Origin of the sequence: Flavobacterium luteum, from assembly GCF_008806775.1 — a bacterium.
Taxonomy (GTDB): domain Bacteria; phylum Bacteroidota; class Bacteroidia; order Flavobacteriales; family Flavobacteriaceae; genus Flavobacterium; species Flavobacterium luteum.
The window spans coordinates 12,620-30,453 of sequence record NZ_WAEM01000005.1; the positions used below are offsets into that span (position 1 = coordinate 12,620).

Annotated in this window: 8 protein-coding genes; all 8 read left to right on the forward strand. The window is 32.4% G+C overall.

The features are described from left to right. Window positions 1-4 precede the first annotated feature (4 nt). Window positions 5-1,759 (forward strand): T9SS C-terminal target domain-containing protein, encoded by a 1,755-nt coding sequence (locus F6464_RS10175; RefSeq protein ID WP_151107701.1) that lies wholly within the window; start codon window positions 5-7, stop codon window positions 1,757-1,759. Window positions 1,760-1,787: 28 nt separating this feature from the next. Beyond that, on the forward strand, window positions 1,788-3,380 hold the full coding sequence (locus F6464_RS10180) for a sulfatase family protein (protein WP_151107702.1): 1,593 nt from the start codon (window positions 1,788-1,790) through the stop codon (window positions 3,378-3,380). Between the two features lie 6 nt (window positions 3,381-3,386). Then, complete coding sequence (locus F6464_RS10185; protein WP_151107703.1) at window positions 3,387-4,796, forward strand: arylsulfatase; 1,410 nt, start codon at window positions 3,387-3,389, stop codon at window positions 4,794-4,796. Between the two features lie 11 nt (window positions 4,797-4,807). Beyond that, window positions 4,808-6,346 carry a sulfatase family protein gene (locus F6464_RS10190; RefSeq protein ID WP_151107704.1) on the forward strand — a complete coding sequence of 513 codons (1,539 nt, stop codon included), beginning with the start codon at window positions 4,808-4,810 and terminating at the stop codon, window positions 6,344-6,346. 2 nt (window positions 6,347-6,348) lie between these two features. Next, a complete protein-coding gene (locus F6464_RS10195; protein ID WP_151107705.1) occupies window positions 6,349-7,497 on the forward strand; it encodes an aldose epimerase family protein in 1,149 nt (382 codons plus the stop codon). 194 nt (window positions 7,498-7,691) lie between these two features. Further along, complete coding sequence (locus F6464_RS10200) at window positions 7,692-10,163, forward strand: TonB-dependent receptor domain-containing protein (RefSeq protein ID WP_151107706.1); 2,472 nt, start codon at window positions 7,692-7,694, stop codon at window positions 10,161-10,163. A 288-nt stretch (window positions 10,164-10,451) separates the two neighbouring features. Next, on the forward strand, window positions 10,452-12,803 hold the full coding sequence (locus F6464_RS10205) for a hypothetical protein (RefSeq protein WP_151107707.1): 2,352 nt from the start codon (window positions 10,452-10,454) through the stop codon (window positions 12,801-12,803). Window positions 12,804-13,215: 412 nt separating this feature from the next. Then, window positions 13,216-17,334: a hybrid sensor histidine kinase/response regulator transcription factor gene (locus F6464_RS10210; RefSeq protein WP_151107708.1), complete on the forward strand. Its 4,119-nt coding sequence runs from the start codon at window positions 13,216-13,218 to the stop codon at window positions 17,332-17,334. Window positions 17,335-17,834 lie beyond the last annotated feature (500 nt).

Genomic DNA, 17,834 nt, shown 5'->3' on the forward strand with positions numbered 1-17,834 from the left:
GAAAATGAAAAAAAACAGATTTAATTTAAGTTTACCGTTTGTTGTACTCTTTTTTTGTTTCATTATATCACAAGCACAAAAAGTTGCGGTTCCCATAAGTTCTTATGGAGTATGGGATCGTGGAGGAGGAGTTGAAGACTATTCCGATCCGAAGGCCGACTTTGTATTGGGAATAGAAGTATCGGCTACATGGGCAGAGGTTCAGCCTAATGGGCCGGGAAAATTTGACTTTTCTGAATTTCAAAAAGTGTTAGATAAGGCCGCGATGTATCATAAAATAGTCAAGGTAAGTGTTAATGTAGGGCCTAATTCACCCTTATGGCTCTATGATAATGGTGTGCCATTGGTAAAAGTAATTAGCGATAAACCTGAAAAACATGCTGTAAAATTTGCCAATTACCCCTATTACTTAAATGAAACACACAAAAAATATTATTTTGAATTGATAAAACAATTCTCACTTTTCTTAAGAAATCAGCCCAAAAATAAGTTTGATTGTATTGCCTTTGTGCAGGTAAAAACAGGTGCTACCGGTGACGAAGCACCATACAAAGGGGAACCTGAAGATGGAAAGTTTGCCATTAATAAAAAGACAGAATGGGAAAAATATCGTTTGGAGGCATTTGCACAATTTAAGAAGTATTTTAATGATGTAGCCGATAGACAGATTGTTTTAACATTTAACAATGTTGACCCGGTAAAACACCCCATTGCCTACAATTGGGTAATGAATACAATCGACCCGAAAATTGGTTTTGGCATTAAAGGCGGTGCCTATAATAGAGGACATCATTTAACGGGCGAACAATCTTTCAAGGAACAATGGAATCCTTATTTGATCAATCCGAAAGGGATGAAACTGTTCTCAGCTTCTGAAATGGATGAATCATGGAGGCAACCAATATTTAATATTAATACAGAATTAGGATTTTATTGGTCAGCTTTAAGTGGAATTAATACAGGATTATCGTCTTATAATTGCTCTAAAAAAGCCATTCAATATGCCTTGGGACATCCTGAAATTAGAGACATTTTTAAAATGTACAACAAATATGCACAACAGGTCTATCCAGCCTCTGCCACTACGGCTTTTTCCGTTTTTCATGAAGGTCTAAATGCTGCCGATACGATTAAGTTTTCTGAGAAAACATTCGGTAAAGCAAAAGAGAAAAATCTGGAACGCTATACCAATATTTGTAATGCCTATGCGTCAAGAGGAGCAAAAATGGACGATTTGGAATCAGCCACCATAGGTCAAGTCAACCAACGGGAGAGACAAAAGGGTTATAATGATGTTGGATGGGACATTGCTGAAGGGAATTACGAACGTTTCTTAACACAGATAAATCCCGACAAAACGTCTATCGGGTTATTTCGAGTTCATGGAACAATTGATAAAAAATCCACTAAATACGACCGATTTGCTCGTTCCTTTGAAAATGCAACCGGCAAAAACGCCATGTATTTTAAATTTGATGATGAGATGTTTGCCGCTTCAAAACCCAAAAGTTTAAAATTTACCATAATTTGGTTGGATAAAAATGCAGGTTCAACTTGGGCATTAAAATACAATAAAGGAATGAATACGGCTCTTGAGGTAAAAGGCAAAGGAGATGATAAATGGAAAACGGCTGTTATTGATGTCGCAGATATTGAGTTAAATCATAAAGGCGAGTTGGGTTCCGATTTTATTTTGGTTAATACAGATAATGTTGATGATATTTTTAATGGCATTGAAGTAGATATTCAAAGAAAGTAGAATAGTATTGTATCATAAATTCAAAAAAATGAAAAAAAGTTTTTATTTGTTGGCATACAGTTTGTTTTTAATGGTCTTTTTTTTGCGTTCTGCAGATGGGAAAGCTCAAAATAAGCGACCTAATATACTTGTTATAATGGGGGATGATATCTCACGAAATAGTATGGGAGTATATGGAAGCAAGTACATCAATACACCTAATTTTGATCGAATCGCAAATGAAGGAGCACTTTTTACCAATGCCTATGTTTGCAACCCAAAATGCTCTCCATCAAGAGCTTGTTTCCTAACAGGCAGGTATTCTTGGCAATTGGAAGAAGCCGCAAATCATATTCCAGTTATGCCGGCAAAATGGAAATTTTATCCTGAGTTATTAGAGAAAAGTGGTTATGCGATAGGTTTTACAGGAAAAGGTTGGGGTCCAGGAGTGTATTACGGTGAACACAATCCTGCAGGTTGGGAATTTAATGATATATCACTTACGCCTCCTTATAAGGGAATTAGTAAACAAGATTATGCGTCTAACTTCGAGGCATTTCTAACCAAAAGAGACACTGAAAAGCCCTTCTGCTTTTGGTTTGGAACTCATGAAGCGCATCGTAAATACGAAAAGGATTCTTATAAGAAAGAGAATAAAGATTTAAGTAAAGTTACTGTTCAAGCCTTTTTCCCAGACAATGAATTGGTTCGAGGCGATTTGGCCGATTATGGAGTAGAAGTGGAGTACCACGATCGTCAAATAGGATTAGCATTGGCCTCTTTAGAAAAAAGAGGTTTGTTAGACAATACGATAATTATTGCAACCTCAGATCAAGGAATGCCTTTCCCACATGTAAAAGGACAAATTTATGATGAAGATTTTCACGAAGCTTTTGTAGTACGATGGGGTGACAAAATTATTCCAGGAAGAGTCGTTACCGATTATATCAACTTCCCAGATGTTGCACCCACAATTATGGAAGCAGCTGGTCTAAAACCCGATAAGCAAATGACAGGCAAGAGTTTTCTGGATGCCTTACTTTCAGAAAAATCGGGACGAATTGATGAAAAACGTTCCTATTCATTAATTGGAAAAGAACGTCACGATAACGGAACCAGTGATGGGAATCAAATTGCTGTTAGCTATCCCGTAAGGGCAATTAGAACCGATAAATATTTATACTGCCACAATTACAAACCAGACAGATGGCCAGTTGGAGATCCTGAATTCAACTATAACAATTGTGATGATTCGCCAACAAAATCGTATTTAACTAGTTTAAAAGAAGGGGACAAAGATTATAATTATTTTTCATTATCTTTTGGAAAACGCCCAGCAGATGAGCTGTTTGATTTAGAAAAAGATCCCGATTGTGTTAATAATCTTGCATCCGACCTTCAATATGCTTTCTTAATCAAGGAATTGAAAGCGAAGATGGAAACCGATTTAAAAAAGCAAAAAGACCCTAGAATACTTGGCAAAGGTGACATTTTTGATTACTATCCACAGATTCGTGAGGAAAAAATAAAAAAACTGTATAAGGACAAATATTATAATATGTTTGACAAGTTTTTTGAAGTATTTGGTAAAAAAACAGTTCCAGTACCTGCAGGTTTTGTTGAAAAAGATGGAGAAAATTAATTAAAAATGAACATAATAATGACTACAAGAAAAATACTAGCTTTTGCAATTTTGCTGACTTCACTTTCGATAAATGCACAAGAAATAAAAAACTCTAAAAAACCTAATATTATCTTCATATTAGCCGATGATATGGGCTATAATGAGTTGGGTTGTTATGGTGGAAAAGTAATTGAAACCCCAAATATTGATCAATTGGCAAAAGAGGGAATGAAGTTTTCCAATCATTATACTGGGTCTAATATTTGTGCTCCATCGAGATGTGCTTTAATGACAGGCAAGCATACGGGGCATACCTTTATACGAGACAATAGAGCACTTCCTTACGAAGGTAACGAGCCCATACCAGCAAGTGAAATTACAGTTGCTGAACTATTAAAGACTGCGGGATATACTACTGGAGCTTTTGGGAAATGGGGGCTTGGGTATCCTGCTTCGGAAGGATCTCCAAACAATCAGGGTTTTGACCAGTTTTTTGGCTATAACGGACAGATTCATGCCCATAATTATTTTACCTCATACTTACGCAAAAATGACTTAGTAGAATTAAATTCAAATATGGACATTCCGTTTTCCGCTTATAGTGCAGATCTGATTAAAGATAGAGCCTTAGAGTTTGTTGAACTCAATAAAAACAAACCCTTTTTCATGTATTTTTGTCCTACATTACCTCATGAGCCATACCACCAGCCGGATGATAAAACTTTAGAGTATTATGGCAAAAAAACCGGATTTCCTGTTGGAGAAGCCCATTCTGAAGAATTCAGCGTTCCTAAATATGCTGCGTTGTCATCAAGATTAGATCAGCAAGTAGGCGAGATTGTGGCTAAATTAAAAGAAATGAACCTCTTGGATAATACACTCATTATTTTTGCGAGTGACAATGGTACTGCTCTCCGTCCAGAGGAAGATAGCTATTTGCATACTGCTGGAGATTTAAGAGGTCGAAAATCTGAAGTGTATGAAGGAGGTATTAAAACCCCGTTAATTGCGTATTGGAAAGGGAAAATTATTCCGGGAAGTAGTAGTGAACTTATTTCTGCATTTTGGGATTTCTTGCCCACTTGTGCCGAAATTGTAAATGTGAAAACCCCTGATAATATCGATGGTATTTCTTATTTACCAACTCTTTTAGGTATTAAAGGTAAACAACAAACACATGAATATTTGTATTGGGAGCGCAACCAGTGTCAAGCTATCAGAAAAGGGGATATGAAAGCCGATATTTTTTATGATAAAGCCACTCAAAAACAAAAAGTTGAAATTTATAATCTTGCCAAAGATCCTTACGAGAAAAAGGATTTAGCTGATGCAATGCCAGAACTTAAAGAGGAGTTTGTTAAATTAGCTCAAACCGCCAGAATAGAATCTGAAATTTTCCCATTAATTAAAAAGAATAAAAAACCAAAAAAATAAACCTTTAGTCAATGAAATTCACACCTATTTTTTTAAGCTTCTTAGCACTATCTTTTAGTTTAAATGGTATAAGTCAAAATAAAAATTCAAATGTAAAACCCAATATTGTTTTTATTTATTTGGATGATTTAGGCTACGGAGATTTAAGCTGTTATGGTACAACCTCTATAAAAACGCCAAATATTGACGCCTTAGCCAATGGAGGAGTGCGATTTACAAACGGTTATGCTACTTCAGCAACTTGTACCCCAAGCCGTTACGGTCTTCTTACAGGTGTTTATCCATGGCGAAATAAAGACGCCAAAATTCTTCCGGGTTCCGCGCCTTTATTGATTGGCAAAGATCAGCAGACAATTCCAAAAATGTTAAAAGAAAAGGGATACCAAACCGCTGTTGTGGGCAAGTGGCATTTGGGTTTAGGCACTGGAATTGTGGATTGGAATAAACAATTAGATGCAGGTCCAAATGATGTTGGTTTCGATTATTCTTATATTATGGCGGCTACTCAAGATAGAGTACCAACCATTTACATTGATAATGGAAAAGTAGTTAATTTGGATAGTAAGGATCCAATATCCGTAAATTATGATAAAAATTTCCCAGGACAACCCACAGGGAAGGAAAATCCAGAATTACTCACGATGAAATGGCACCATGGTCACAACGGTTCTATCGTAAACGGGATTCCACGTATTGGTTTTGTATCAGGTGGTGCTAGTGCAAATTGGAGCGATGTCGATTTAGCAGATCATTTCTTGGCGAAAGCACAAACCTATGTAAAAATCCACAAAGCAGAACCATTTTTCCTCTATTATGCTTTAAATCAACCTCATGTACCTCGTACTCCCAATCCAAGATTTGTAGGTAGATCGGGAATGGGACCTCGTGGAGATGCTATTTTAGAAGCGGATTATTGCGTAGGTGAAATAGTAAAAACGTTAAAAGACGAAGGAGTTTTAGACAACACCTTGATTATGTTTTCTAGTGATAACGGACCAGTTTTGAACGATGGTTATTACGATGACGCATTAGAAAAACTAGGCAATCATAAACCCAACGGTCCATTAAGAGGCGGCAAATACAGTTTGTTAGAAGCTGGCACTCGAGTTCCATTTTTTACATATTGGAAAGGTACTATTACACCCCAAGTTTCTGATGCATTGGTTTGCCAAGTCGATTTAATGGAATCTATTGCCAAGTTGGTTGTAATGGATGTAAAAAAAACAGACAGTCAAGATTTACTAAATGTATTTTTGGGTAAAAGCAATAAAGGAAGAAAAAATCTCATTATTGAAGCCAATACTAAAACTGCGTTCCGCCAAGGTGATTGGTTGATGATTCCACCTTATCCAGGTGATCCAATTTTAGCGGAAGTCAATATCGAAGTAGGCAACTCCAAAGATTTTCAATTGTATAATTTAAAAAAAGACATTGGTCAAAAACAGAATCTTGCTAAATCGCAACAAAAACTTTTAAGCGCAATGGTGAAAGATTTCGAAAAAATCAGAGGTAATGATTATAAAAATGTAGAAAAAATAGAGTTGAAATAACCATGAAAAAACAAGTCCTTTTAGCCTTGCTATTTTTAGTTTTCATTTCTTTTAAAGCTACTAGTCAGAGTTATTTGCAAAATGGGGGTTGTGCTCAATTAAACCCAATAGATTTCAATACGTTAATAAATGGAAAGAAAACAGGGTTGTTTTTTCTTAAAAAAGGAAATCTAACGGCTGCCATAACTAATTATGGTGGCCGTATTGTTAGTATATGCGCGCCTGATAAAAACGGTCAAAAAGCCGACGTAGTGCTTGGCTTTAAGAGTATTGAAGATTACCTAAAAGCAACTGGAGTGTACCACGGAGCCATTATAGGAAGGGTGATAGGAAGAATTTCTAAAGGAATCTTTGAAATGGATGGAAAAACATATTCACTTCCTATAAATAATGGGGCTAATCACCAACACGGAGGACTAATGGGATTTCATAATCAAGTCTGGGATGTAAAATCAGTTACACAAAGTTCAATAGTTTTGTCTTATAATTCTGTTGATGGAGAAATGGGTTATCCCGGCAATTTAAAAGTGGAAGCCACTTATACCTTAACTTCAAATAATGATTTGACTTTGAAGTTAAGTGCTACTACAGATAAAGCAACTCCTGTAAACTTGACCAATCATGCTTTTTTCAACCTTGCAGGAGAAGGGAAGGGAACTATTTTAGACCACATTGTAACGATTCCGTCTAATTCTTTTTGCGCTGTAAATCCCGATAAAATTAAAACAGGTGAAATACTAAATGTTGAAGGAACTCCTTTTGATTTTAGAAAATCAAAACCTATAGGAAAAGATATCATTTTAGAAAATTCAAATGAACAGTTGAAAATAGCTGGCGGATATGATCAAAGTTATGTCTTAAAGAAAAAACACAGTGCTAAAATTGTTTTAGCGGCAACGGTTGTAGATCCCAAAAGCGGACGAAAATTAGAAGTTTTTACCAATAATCTAGGAGTGCATTTTTTTAGTGCCAATTTTTTTAAAGGTACCGATATCGGAAAAATGGGAAAACCATTTAATTTTAGAGAATCGTTTGCAGTAGAAACCCAAGATTATAATTCACCAAATCAAAAATCTTTTCCAACACTTATTCTCAACCCTGGCGAAAAATATGAAAGCTATACTGTTTACCATTTTTCTAATACTAAGTAGGTCTTTTTTGTTGAATAATGACCTGTTTTGTAGTTAAAAATTAAAAAAAATCACAGAAAATGATAAAAATTTAAATGTAGAATAACGATTTGATTACTATTTTTTTATCTAATTAATGATGACTTGAATTAAGTATTAAATCATAATTTAAATAAGTATTCCGATAGGAAAAATATAAATTTTAAAAGTATAAAATGTCAATAAAAACACTTTGTTTTTTTTATTTTATTTTAATAGTTATAAATACAATAGCTGCTCAAAATGGCTCTATAAAAGGATTAGTTCAAGACAATCAAACCTTAGAACCTATAGAATATGCTAGTATTGCAATAATCAATCCGATTACACAATTGGTTGTTAATGGAGATTTGTCAAACAAAACTGGTAGTTTTTTAATCAAAAATATTAAACCAGGCAACTACAAAATTAAAGTCTATTTTGTAGGTTATGAAGAACTACTTTTAAACAACATTATAGTTGTGAATAATCAAAATGTTCAGTTAGGATTAATTAAATTAAAAATTGCAAGTCAAGCACTAGATGAAGTAGTGGTGAAAGGTAAAAAAATGAACTCTTCTAATAAAATAGATAAGCAACAATACAAAGCTAGCCAGTTTGAAACTGCCAAAGGTGGTTCCGCCATCGATGTAATTAAAAACCTACCTTCGGTCACTGTAAATGGGCAGGGCGATATTAGTCTCAGGGGTTCCAACGGATTTATGGTTTTGGTCAATGGCAAACCCGTTTTGACAGATGCAGCAACCATTTTGAGTCAATTACCCGCCAATACCATTCAAAATATAGAATTGATCACTGCACCTTCTGCAAAATATGATCCTGATGGCAAAGGCGGCATCATAAATATTGTCACTACCAAAGGCAGCACGGATGGTTTTGCACTTTCTGCCAATGCAATGGGAGGATTAGCAAGCACCGACGATTATAATAATTTGGAAAAACCAAAACGTTTTGGTGCCGATATCACAGCCAATTATAAAAAAGACAAAATAGACCTTTCTGTTACGGCCAACTATCAAAGGAATGACAATAACGGTTATCGAGAAGGCGATGCTTACACCAGGGATTTCGATGCAAATACCATCACCCGATTTCCATCTAATGGTGAAAGAAGTTTTGATAAGTACAATTATTCCGCTAAAACTGCCTTGCTTTATACAGCCAATAAAAACAATTCGTTCAATTTTGGTTTTTATCTCGGCAAGAAATTCCAAGCCCGAAGAGCCGATTTGGTTTACAACAACAGCACTTCCGACTTGACAACGGATGCCGTTTTAAGTACGTTTCCTTATTTCAATTCAAATGTGCAAACTAAGGAAGGAAAATTTACCTTGGTCAATTTTGATTATACCCACACCTTTTCCAATGCATCTACTTTGACCGCTTCGACACTCTATGAACACGCGAATTTACATGGAAATACCATCAATTTGAATATGGATTATCCAGCCAAGGAGACTGTTTTTCAAGAAGTAAACAATCCTTACACCAATCCGATTTCTGGTTTTCGCTTTAAATTAGATTACGCCATTGCTATTGGAGAAGGAAAATTAGAAAGTGGCTACCAATATCGAAATGACAAACAAGACGGAACTTTTGGTTATACCTTCAATCCAGAACCTGTTCTTCCAGTTGACAATTCCCAGTTTAGAGGAACAGCCAAAACCCAAAATCACATCAATGCTGTTTATTCCCAATATTCGGGAAAATCAGAAAAACTTAACTATATTGCTGGTTTGCGCTATGAATATGCCCAAAGGGAAGTGATTTTATCTACCGATATAAATCCTTATCTTTTGAATTTCAGCAATCTTTTTCCGTCGGCTAATTTGTTGTACACTTTCAATGATGCCTGGAATGCAAAAGTGGGTTACAGCAAAAGAGTACAGCGCAACAATAATTCCGAATTGAATCCGATACCCGAAAGAGAACACTCCGAAACCTTAGAGCAAGGAGATCCTGATTTGTTGCCACAATTCGTCGATTTGGCTGAACTGGGAATAAATCATGCGTTCAAAAAAGGAACATTTTTTACCACATTGTATTATCAAAATATCAAAAACCCAATACAAAGAGTCAACAGTGTTTACAACGACACTATTTTGAATAGGGTGTACACCAATGCTGAAAGAGCGAGACTTTTTGGCTTGGAATTGGGAACGAATCTAAAGCCCAAAAAATGGATGTCTCTGTACTTTGGAGCCAACATTTACAATTACAAGATCAATGGTGACTTGGATATATTGGGAGAAACATCAACCGTCAATAATTCGGATTGGGTGTATTCCCTGAATGCCAACGGTACTTTCAATTTAGACAAAAATTGGAGCCTGACAGCCAATGTGAATTATACTTCGGCAAAACCAACAGCACAAGGAGAAGATTCACAATTTTTATCACCTAATATGTCTGTAAAGCGAACCATAATGAATGGTAAAGCGAGTTTAGGATTGCAATGGCAAAATGTAAAATTTGGCGATATGATAACAAATCAACAAAGAATCACAACATTTGGAAATGATTTTTACACTACAACAAATTACATTTATGAGACCAATGTTTTGTTGATTAATTTTAGTTACAACTTTAATAAACTGTCTAGTAAAAATAAACTACCAACAAGTGAATTCGGAGAAAAAGAATTTTAGGTTATTTGATTTTAAAAAAAGTTTTATTTTAAAGAAAAAAGGAGTTTTCAACCAATTTAATTAATACGATATGAATAATAGATATAAATTTCGATTATTATTTTTTAAGAATTCTTTAAAATACTTTTAATGATGACATTTCAAACGCTGAAAGCAAAAGAAAAGTGGCATTTCGTTATTTGTTTTTATCAATTATAAGCATCGAAACCGTTTTTGAAACTTAAGTTTTTTTTAATTTGAATTTACCAACTATACTATTTTAACATACCACCATTAATATATCTACAAATGAGAATTACCCTTATAATGATTTGCAGTGCATTGTTTTTTCAAGCCAATTCTCAAACTATTAATAATAAAAAATTAATAGAGAATTGCTTAGAGAATTATTTTCAGTACGATAGAGAAAATATACACGTTCAATTCAATAAAAATAGGTATGTGAACAGTGAAGATATTGGTTTTAAAGGATATATTACCAGTAAAAACAATATGATATTAGCTGAAAACACCACTAATGTGCAATTGATAGTTTATGATGCCCAAAGGAAAATCATTCAAAAAAAATTACTTTTTGCAAGTAAAGGCACCTTTGCTGGAGGAATTCATCTGGAGGACAAATTCAAAGCGGGTAAATACTATTTTCATTTTTTCACCAATTGGATGCACAATTTTATAGAAGATGATTCTTTCGTGCAAACCATCGAAATTATTGATAAAAAAGAAACGTATAATTTTGATTCAGAAGAACCCAATTGGAAAACAGCCGAAATTAAATTATTTCCTGAAGGAGGGTCTATAATAAGTGACATTATCAATGCTGTTGGAGTCAAGATTACTGATTGTAATCGAAGAGGAATCCAAATAAATGATGGTATTATAGTGGATTCTAAATCAAATGAAATTTCACATTTTCACACTAACCAATCAGGAAATGGTGTTTTTTATATAAATCCAGATCTAAATGAAACTTATACTCTAAAGGTAATTTCTGAAAAATTAACTATCTCAAAACCATTACCCAGTATTCAAGAAACGGGTATTGTAGTTAGTTACAAAAATAATTTAAGTGGGGAAAATCTATTAGTTAATGTCAAAACGAATGACAAAGGTGTGGCATTATACCAAAATAAAACGTATAACCTCTTGGTGCAACAAAATAAAAATGCAATTCTAAAAGAAATCACGTTTAATAATAAACAAACGGATCAAATAGTTTATTTCGATAAAAAATACCTTTCAAATGGTGTCAATAGTATTCGAATAATAGATGAAAATCTAAATGAAATCACCGAACGGTTAATTTATAATTATGGCAGCATAAATCCTGTTACTGCTCTCGAAGCGAAAGCTGTTGCTAATGATAGCATAATATTGTCTGGGAAAATAGACCTGAATCAAGCAAATCTAAGTGTTAGCGTACTTCCTGCAGATAATAAGTGTGCTGAGCAAAAAAGATCTATTATGGGCACTTTTTATCTCAATGCCTACTTAGAGATCCCTGAAATTAATAACTATTCATACTATGATCCTGAAAACAAAAACAGAAAAGAAGAGATGGAGTTACTAATGTTGAATCAAAATAGAAGTAAATACCTTTGGAATAACATTAAATTGTATCCTCCAAAAATGAGTTATACTTTTGATAAAGGAGTAACTATTAGTGGTAAAGTGGAGAAAGTAATAAAACCAAATTCAAAATTTAAGGTCTCCCTTTTTTCTCCAAAAGACAACGTTTTTGAAGAAACAACTATTGATGAAAAAAGTAATTTTAAGTTCGAAAACTTTTATGCCAAGGATTCTACCGTTTTCATTTTGCAAATGATGGACGAAAAAAACCTATCCATAACTACTAAAATGACAACAAGAGTTTTTTCCAATACATCACCACGATATTTAGTTTTACCATTTGAAAAATTCATTTGTCCTCCCATAAATAAAACAAACGATAATTTTACTTTTAGTGCCCCAAAACTTGAAGAATCTGTTATTAAATTAAATGAAATTACAATTCAAAACAATTTCAAGAAATTGACTCTAGTAAGTAAAGCCGATATGAGTATGAATGCTCAAGGATTTAAAATTCAAGAAGGACAACACGGAAGCGTTCTAGATTTCATAGGTAGAAATGGTTACAGAACTGGTATTGATGTAGAAAATAACGAAGCCTATATTCGAAGTTCTTATTCAAGTAATTCAGATAATGCTCCCGCTGTTTATATAGATGATATTCAACAAACGGATTTTAATTTTTTATTTGATCTCGAAATCAGTGATGTAGATGAAATCTATATAGACAAATCTGGACTTTCAGATACTTCTAGTAGGAGTAATGGCACAATTAAGATTTTTCTAAAGAAAGGAGTTAAAAACAAATATTTCAAGACGAAATACACTTCAATGATTGTAACAAATGGCTTTTCGCCAAACATTGAATATAAGAGCTCTTATTTCGAAACCCAAAAAGAGTTTTATTATTTTGGGACTTTAAATTGGACTCCAACTATTACAATAAAAGACACCCCTTATTTTGTAGTTAAGTTTCCAAGAGGAAATCAAAATGAAATAAAAGTTCAAATTGAAGGTTTTACTTCCGATGGACAACTAATATCTGAGATAAAAAAAATACCGGTATTATAAACAAGGAAACAAGTGATATTTAAATTGGTTATTTTTTAAATAATAATGAGTGGAGGTACTTTTCCTGACTATCACTGGACAATAAAAAATGTTGAAAAAATAAATAATTATTTCGTAATAAAAGAATTAGAAGTTGCTTTCAAAAAGTTTGTTGACCGATACAATAATTAGCAATATCATGAATCATTAGAGAACTTAGCTCTCGGAGATGTTTATTTTGGAAGTGGGGGAATGATATAAAAAAAGACAAAAAATAAAGAAAATTGCTATAACAATAGCCCAAATTAGTGCAAACAAATAAAATTATCAACAAACAGAAAAAATATTTATCTTTGAAATATTAAATTAATAAGCTCTCCGAAAAAGGAAAATTTAGTTTGAAAACATACAACATTACCAATAAAAACAATAAATGCAAAGAATTTTAACATTACTAATCACATTATTTTTTTGTGTATATTCATATGGTATACAGCCTTATGTTGTTAATTTTAAAAATATAGACAACAAACAAGGTTTATCACTAAACGGTATTACCACAATATTTCAAGATAGAGATGGGTATATGTGGTTTGGCACCCAATATGGTCTAAACCGATATGATGGTGTAAATATTAAAAGCTATTATGCTGGAAATTCATTTAACGAACTTTCAGACAATATTATAGTTTCTATTCTACAGGATCTATCCGGCAATATTTGGATTGCTACCGAGCAAGGTGTTACGGTCCTAAACCCTGTTACAGAAAAAATTTTTAATCTCAAAAAATATAATTCAAAATACAGTGTTTTTAGTCAAAACATACTCTCTATAAAATTGATTGATGGAAAAATTATGCTCACTACCTCAAAAGGGCTTTGGAGCATAAATCCTGGAACAAACCTTTTTACAGATGAAAACATAGAATCAATTTTTAAAAATAGTGTTTATTATAAAATTAATAACAGTATAAAAACTGAATCCTTAAAAATTTGGTTAAAAGATAAAAATGAAAACTATTGGTTAACTACAAATAACCAAGTAATTATAGCTAAAATCAGTAACAATCAATTAGCAATAAAAGATAAAATTCGTATTGATCCTTCAGTTGATGTTACTATCTCCACTTTTTTTCAAGATAATTTTTTAAACACTTGGATAGGAACTCAAGATAATGGTTTATATCATGTAAAAGAAAATAAAGGAGCCTATTTAGTATCTAAAATTTACCCGAAAAATAGTTCCACTAACCGTTTTTCTAGAATTTCAAACATCATCCAAGATCGCAACAATAGTCTGATAGTGACCTCTCGAGGCGATGGAGCTATTTTAATACCAAAGGAGTTGCTTAAAACCAATAATTTTGCCAATAGTGCTATCAACCCAATTAATTTACAAACTCAAAAAATCAAAAGTATTTACCTCTCTCGAGATAAAACACTATGGGTTGGTTCGCTAGGAAATGGTATCTTTTATCAAAATAATTCTGGCTTAAAATTTAAAAACTATCAGATTAAAGATAAAAAAAACAATTCAATAGTCAATAATACCCGATCAATTAGTAAAGATTCCTTTGGTAATTTATGGATGGGAACCTTATTTGAAGGCGTTTATATTTATGACACTACGAATCAAAAACTAGTCAACAATCTATTTAATGGAAAATCTGTTTTCGCATTATCTAAAATTGACAATAACCATATTCTGGCAGGTACGTCTGATGGATTGTATGTAGTTACTTTTGATAAAAATAATTTCAGTACAAAAAAACTAAACACAGACAATAAGATTAATGCAATTATTTTTTCAATAACCCATGCCAAAAATCAGTATTGGATAGGAACAGATAATAGTCTCATAAGTTTTACTTTGACCAATAATTTTGAAATAGCAAATATAGTCAACTACAAAAACAAGATTATTAATCCTGCAAATTCCAAAAGTTTCATTCGTGTGGTTAAATATGACCCAAAACACAACACCTTATGGGTTGGATCTCAGACAATGGGACTTTTAATGGCAAGATTAAATAGTGATTTTACCATAAAGGAATTATATAACATTAATAATTATTCAAATAAACTTGAAAAAAATGAATATATAGCTGACATTAGTCTAGGTAGTAACAACAATTGTTGGATAGGAACACGAAAGGGCCTGATAGAAATTAAATTATCTAAAAATGGAGCTATTTCAGAAATAAAAAAAATTACTGTTAGTAATGGATTGCCAAGTAATCTAATTCAATCATTACAAAGTGACAAGCAGGGAAATTTATGGATAGGCACAAATAGAGGTTTAGTAAAATTAAATCATTCCTACTCAGTTAATAATTATGACAAAAACGACGGAATTCAAGACAATGAATTCTCAGAACATTCATCCTATTCTGATGCTGATGGATTACTTTATTTCGGAGGTATTAACGGTGTTTCTAAATTTGCCCCTAAGCAAATCAAATATTCAAATTATACTGAACCTGTAAATTTAAAAGATATTATTGTTAACGGAATAAATGTAAATAATAGAAGACCAATTAATGATTCTATACCCCTTGAACTCTCCCATCAAGAAAGGAATATAAAAATAAACTTTCTATCTCCCAATTATACCAATCCTAAAAATTGTAAATATTCCTATATTCTAGAAGGATTTGATAAAAAATGGAATTTTACAACTTCAAATGTTTATTCTGCAGAGTATAAAAATTTACCCACTGGTACTTATACATTTAAAATAAAAGCATCGAATGAAGACGGAACTTGGAATGCTAATTATACTTCTCTGAACATCGAAATCAGCCCTTCATTTTGGATCTCATTCACTGCAATTGTTTTGTATATAATCATACTGTATGCTTTAATACTTTTGGTTTCAACTATTACAAAAAAACGACTTGAGAAAAGAAACAAAGAGAAATTAGAAAGACAATATCATGAGCAAATGGAGAAAATTAATGAATCGAAATTGGAGTTCTTTATAAACATTTCACATGAAATTCGTACTCCCCTAACCCTTATTTTGTGTTCTATTGAAAAACTAATTTCTAATTTTACACTGAATCCTAAACAAGAAAAAGAAGCATTAACTATTGACAAAAATGTAAATACCCTTTTGGAATTGACAAACGAATTATTGGCTATTCATAAAATGGAAACAGGTAATTACCAATTAAAAGTTCAGAAAAATGATATAATTTTGTTTTTGAAAAATATTAAAATTGCTTTTAATGGATTAGCAAAATCGAAAGAAATTAAAATTTCAATAGATGCCTATCAGCCCGAAGTATTGATTTGGTTTGATAAAAATGCCCTTGGGAAAATAGTTTATAATTTAGTTTCCAACGCCATTAAACACACCAATAAAGGCGGTAAAATTATAATTAAAATTAGTCCTTCAACAAACAAACGCTTTTTAGCTATAGATGTTATTGATAATGGCACAGGAATAGACGCCAATTTTTTGTCTAAAATTTTCAATCGATTTTACCATCATGGGGGCAATATGGACCGCTATGTAAGTGGATTTGGAATTGGATTGTCACTAACTAAATCTTTGATTGAATTGCATAAAGGAAGCATTTCGGTAAGTAGCGAATTGCATAAAGGCTCTGTTTTTACTTTGAATTTACCATTGGATGAAAACGTTTATTCCAGCGAAGAAAAATCAGAAACAACCCTTTGGGATAATGACTTATCAAAAGTTATAAGTGCTACTAATTTTGATGAAAATAATGAGGTTGATAATACTAAATTAGTTGATAAAAATATTGAATTCAACGCTGAAAAACCAACAATTTTATATGTGGATGACAATATTGAATTGCTTGAAAATATAGCCGATTACTTTTCTAATTCCTACAACGTATATACTGCAGAAAATGGGGAAATTGGATTTGAAATGGCAAATAAATTACAACCTGACGTAATTATCAGTGATATAGTAATGCCCGTAATGAATGGTCTTGAGTTATGTGTTACTATTAAAAACGACATAAACACCTCACATATCCAAGTAATTCTATTAACAGCTCAGGGCGATATGGATAGCCAATTTAAAGGATTGCAATCTGGGGCAGATTACTTTGTCCCAAAACCTTTTAATATTAAAATTTTAAACCTAACCATCAAAAACCTTATAGAGTCCAGAAACAAAGTTAAAAACCTATTTTTGACTAATAAATATAAGGATGCTGGAGACTTAACCACAAATAGTAAAGACAAGGAATTTATTGAAAAACTATTAAAATATGTTAACGATAACATAGAAGTGGATAATTTGAATATAATCAATATCTCGAATGAATTTTCAATGAGTCGTTCTACCTTTTTTAGAAAAGTTAAGATGATAACAGGTACTACTGGTAAAGGGTTTATAGATTCAGTACGATTGAAAAAAGCTACCATACTTTTACTAGAATCAGATCTAAATGTATCTGAGATTGCATATGCTATAGGTCATTCTAATCCACAGTATTTTTCTAAGTGGTTTAAATCCCATTGCAAAATGTCGCCTTCAGAATACATTTTAAAATACAAATTGAAGGACTAAAGTAATTGATGTCTTTCAGGCTTAAGAAGTAAAAGGCAATAGTACTTAGCTTTTAAATTCGATAATGATTGGTGTAAAACCGTAACAAAAAGCCTTATAGATTCTGATATCCAATATTATAATCTAAAATCTTTGACATTTTAATCCCGACGAGATTGCTTCTATGTTTTTTAATAATTGGGATTCAGAATATTATACTTGTTCAATAATAACAATTATAATTATTGATTAGTCCAATCATTATGGCATAATGCAGCAGTATATTTCATTTTGTTCAATTTTTATTGGACTAATTTTAAATAACAAGCGGTATAGCCTAGTATTTCAGCATTAATCTATTTATAAAATATAATTATACATATTGAATAAGCATTTTTTTTTAAAAAGACATCTATCAATCTAAAAAGTTCCTTTTATAGTATCAATTTGTTTCAATCAAATACATTTTGGATATGCAAATAAATACTGAACATTAAGTTAAGCTACATTTTTGTAATTAA

Bases quoted from the DNA above. Each gene is read 5' to 3' on its own strand.
- F6464_RS10175 (WP_151107701.1), top strand. From the start codon at position 5: ATGAAAAAAAACAGATTTAATTTAAGTTTACCGTTTGTTGTACTCTTT.
- F6464_RS10210 (WP_151107708.1), top strand. From the start codon at position 13,216: ATGCAAAGAATTTTAACATTACTAATCACATTATTTTTTTGTGTATAT.
- F6464_RS10190 (WP_151107704.1), top strand. From the start codon at position 4,808: ATGAAATTCACACCTATTTTTTTAAGCTTCTTAGCACTATCTTTTAGT.
- F6464_RS10205 (WP_151107707.1), top strand. From the start codon at position 10,452: ATGAGAATTACCCTTATAATGATTTGCAGTGCATTGTTTTTTCAAGCC.
- F6464_RS10195 (WP_151107705.1), top strand. From the start codon at position 6,349: ATGAAAAAACAAGTCCTTTTAGCCTTGCTATTTTTAGTTTTCATTTCT.
- F6464_RS10185 (WP_151107703.1), top strand. From the start codon at position 3,387: ATGAACATAATAATGACTACAAGAAAAATACTAGCTTTTGCAATTTTG.
- F6464_RS10180 (WP_151107702.1), top strand. From the start codon at position 1,788: ATGAAAAAAAGTTTTTATTTGTTGGCATACAGTTTGTTTTTAATGGTC.
- F6464_RS10200 (WP_151107706.1), top strand. From the start codon at position 7,692: ATGTCAATAAAAACACTTTGTTTTTTTTATTTTATTTTAATAGTTATA.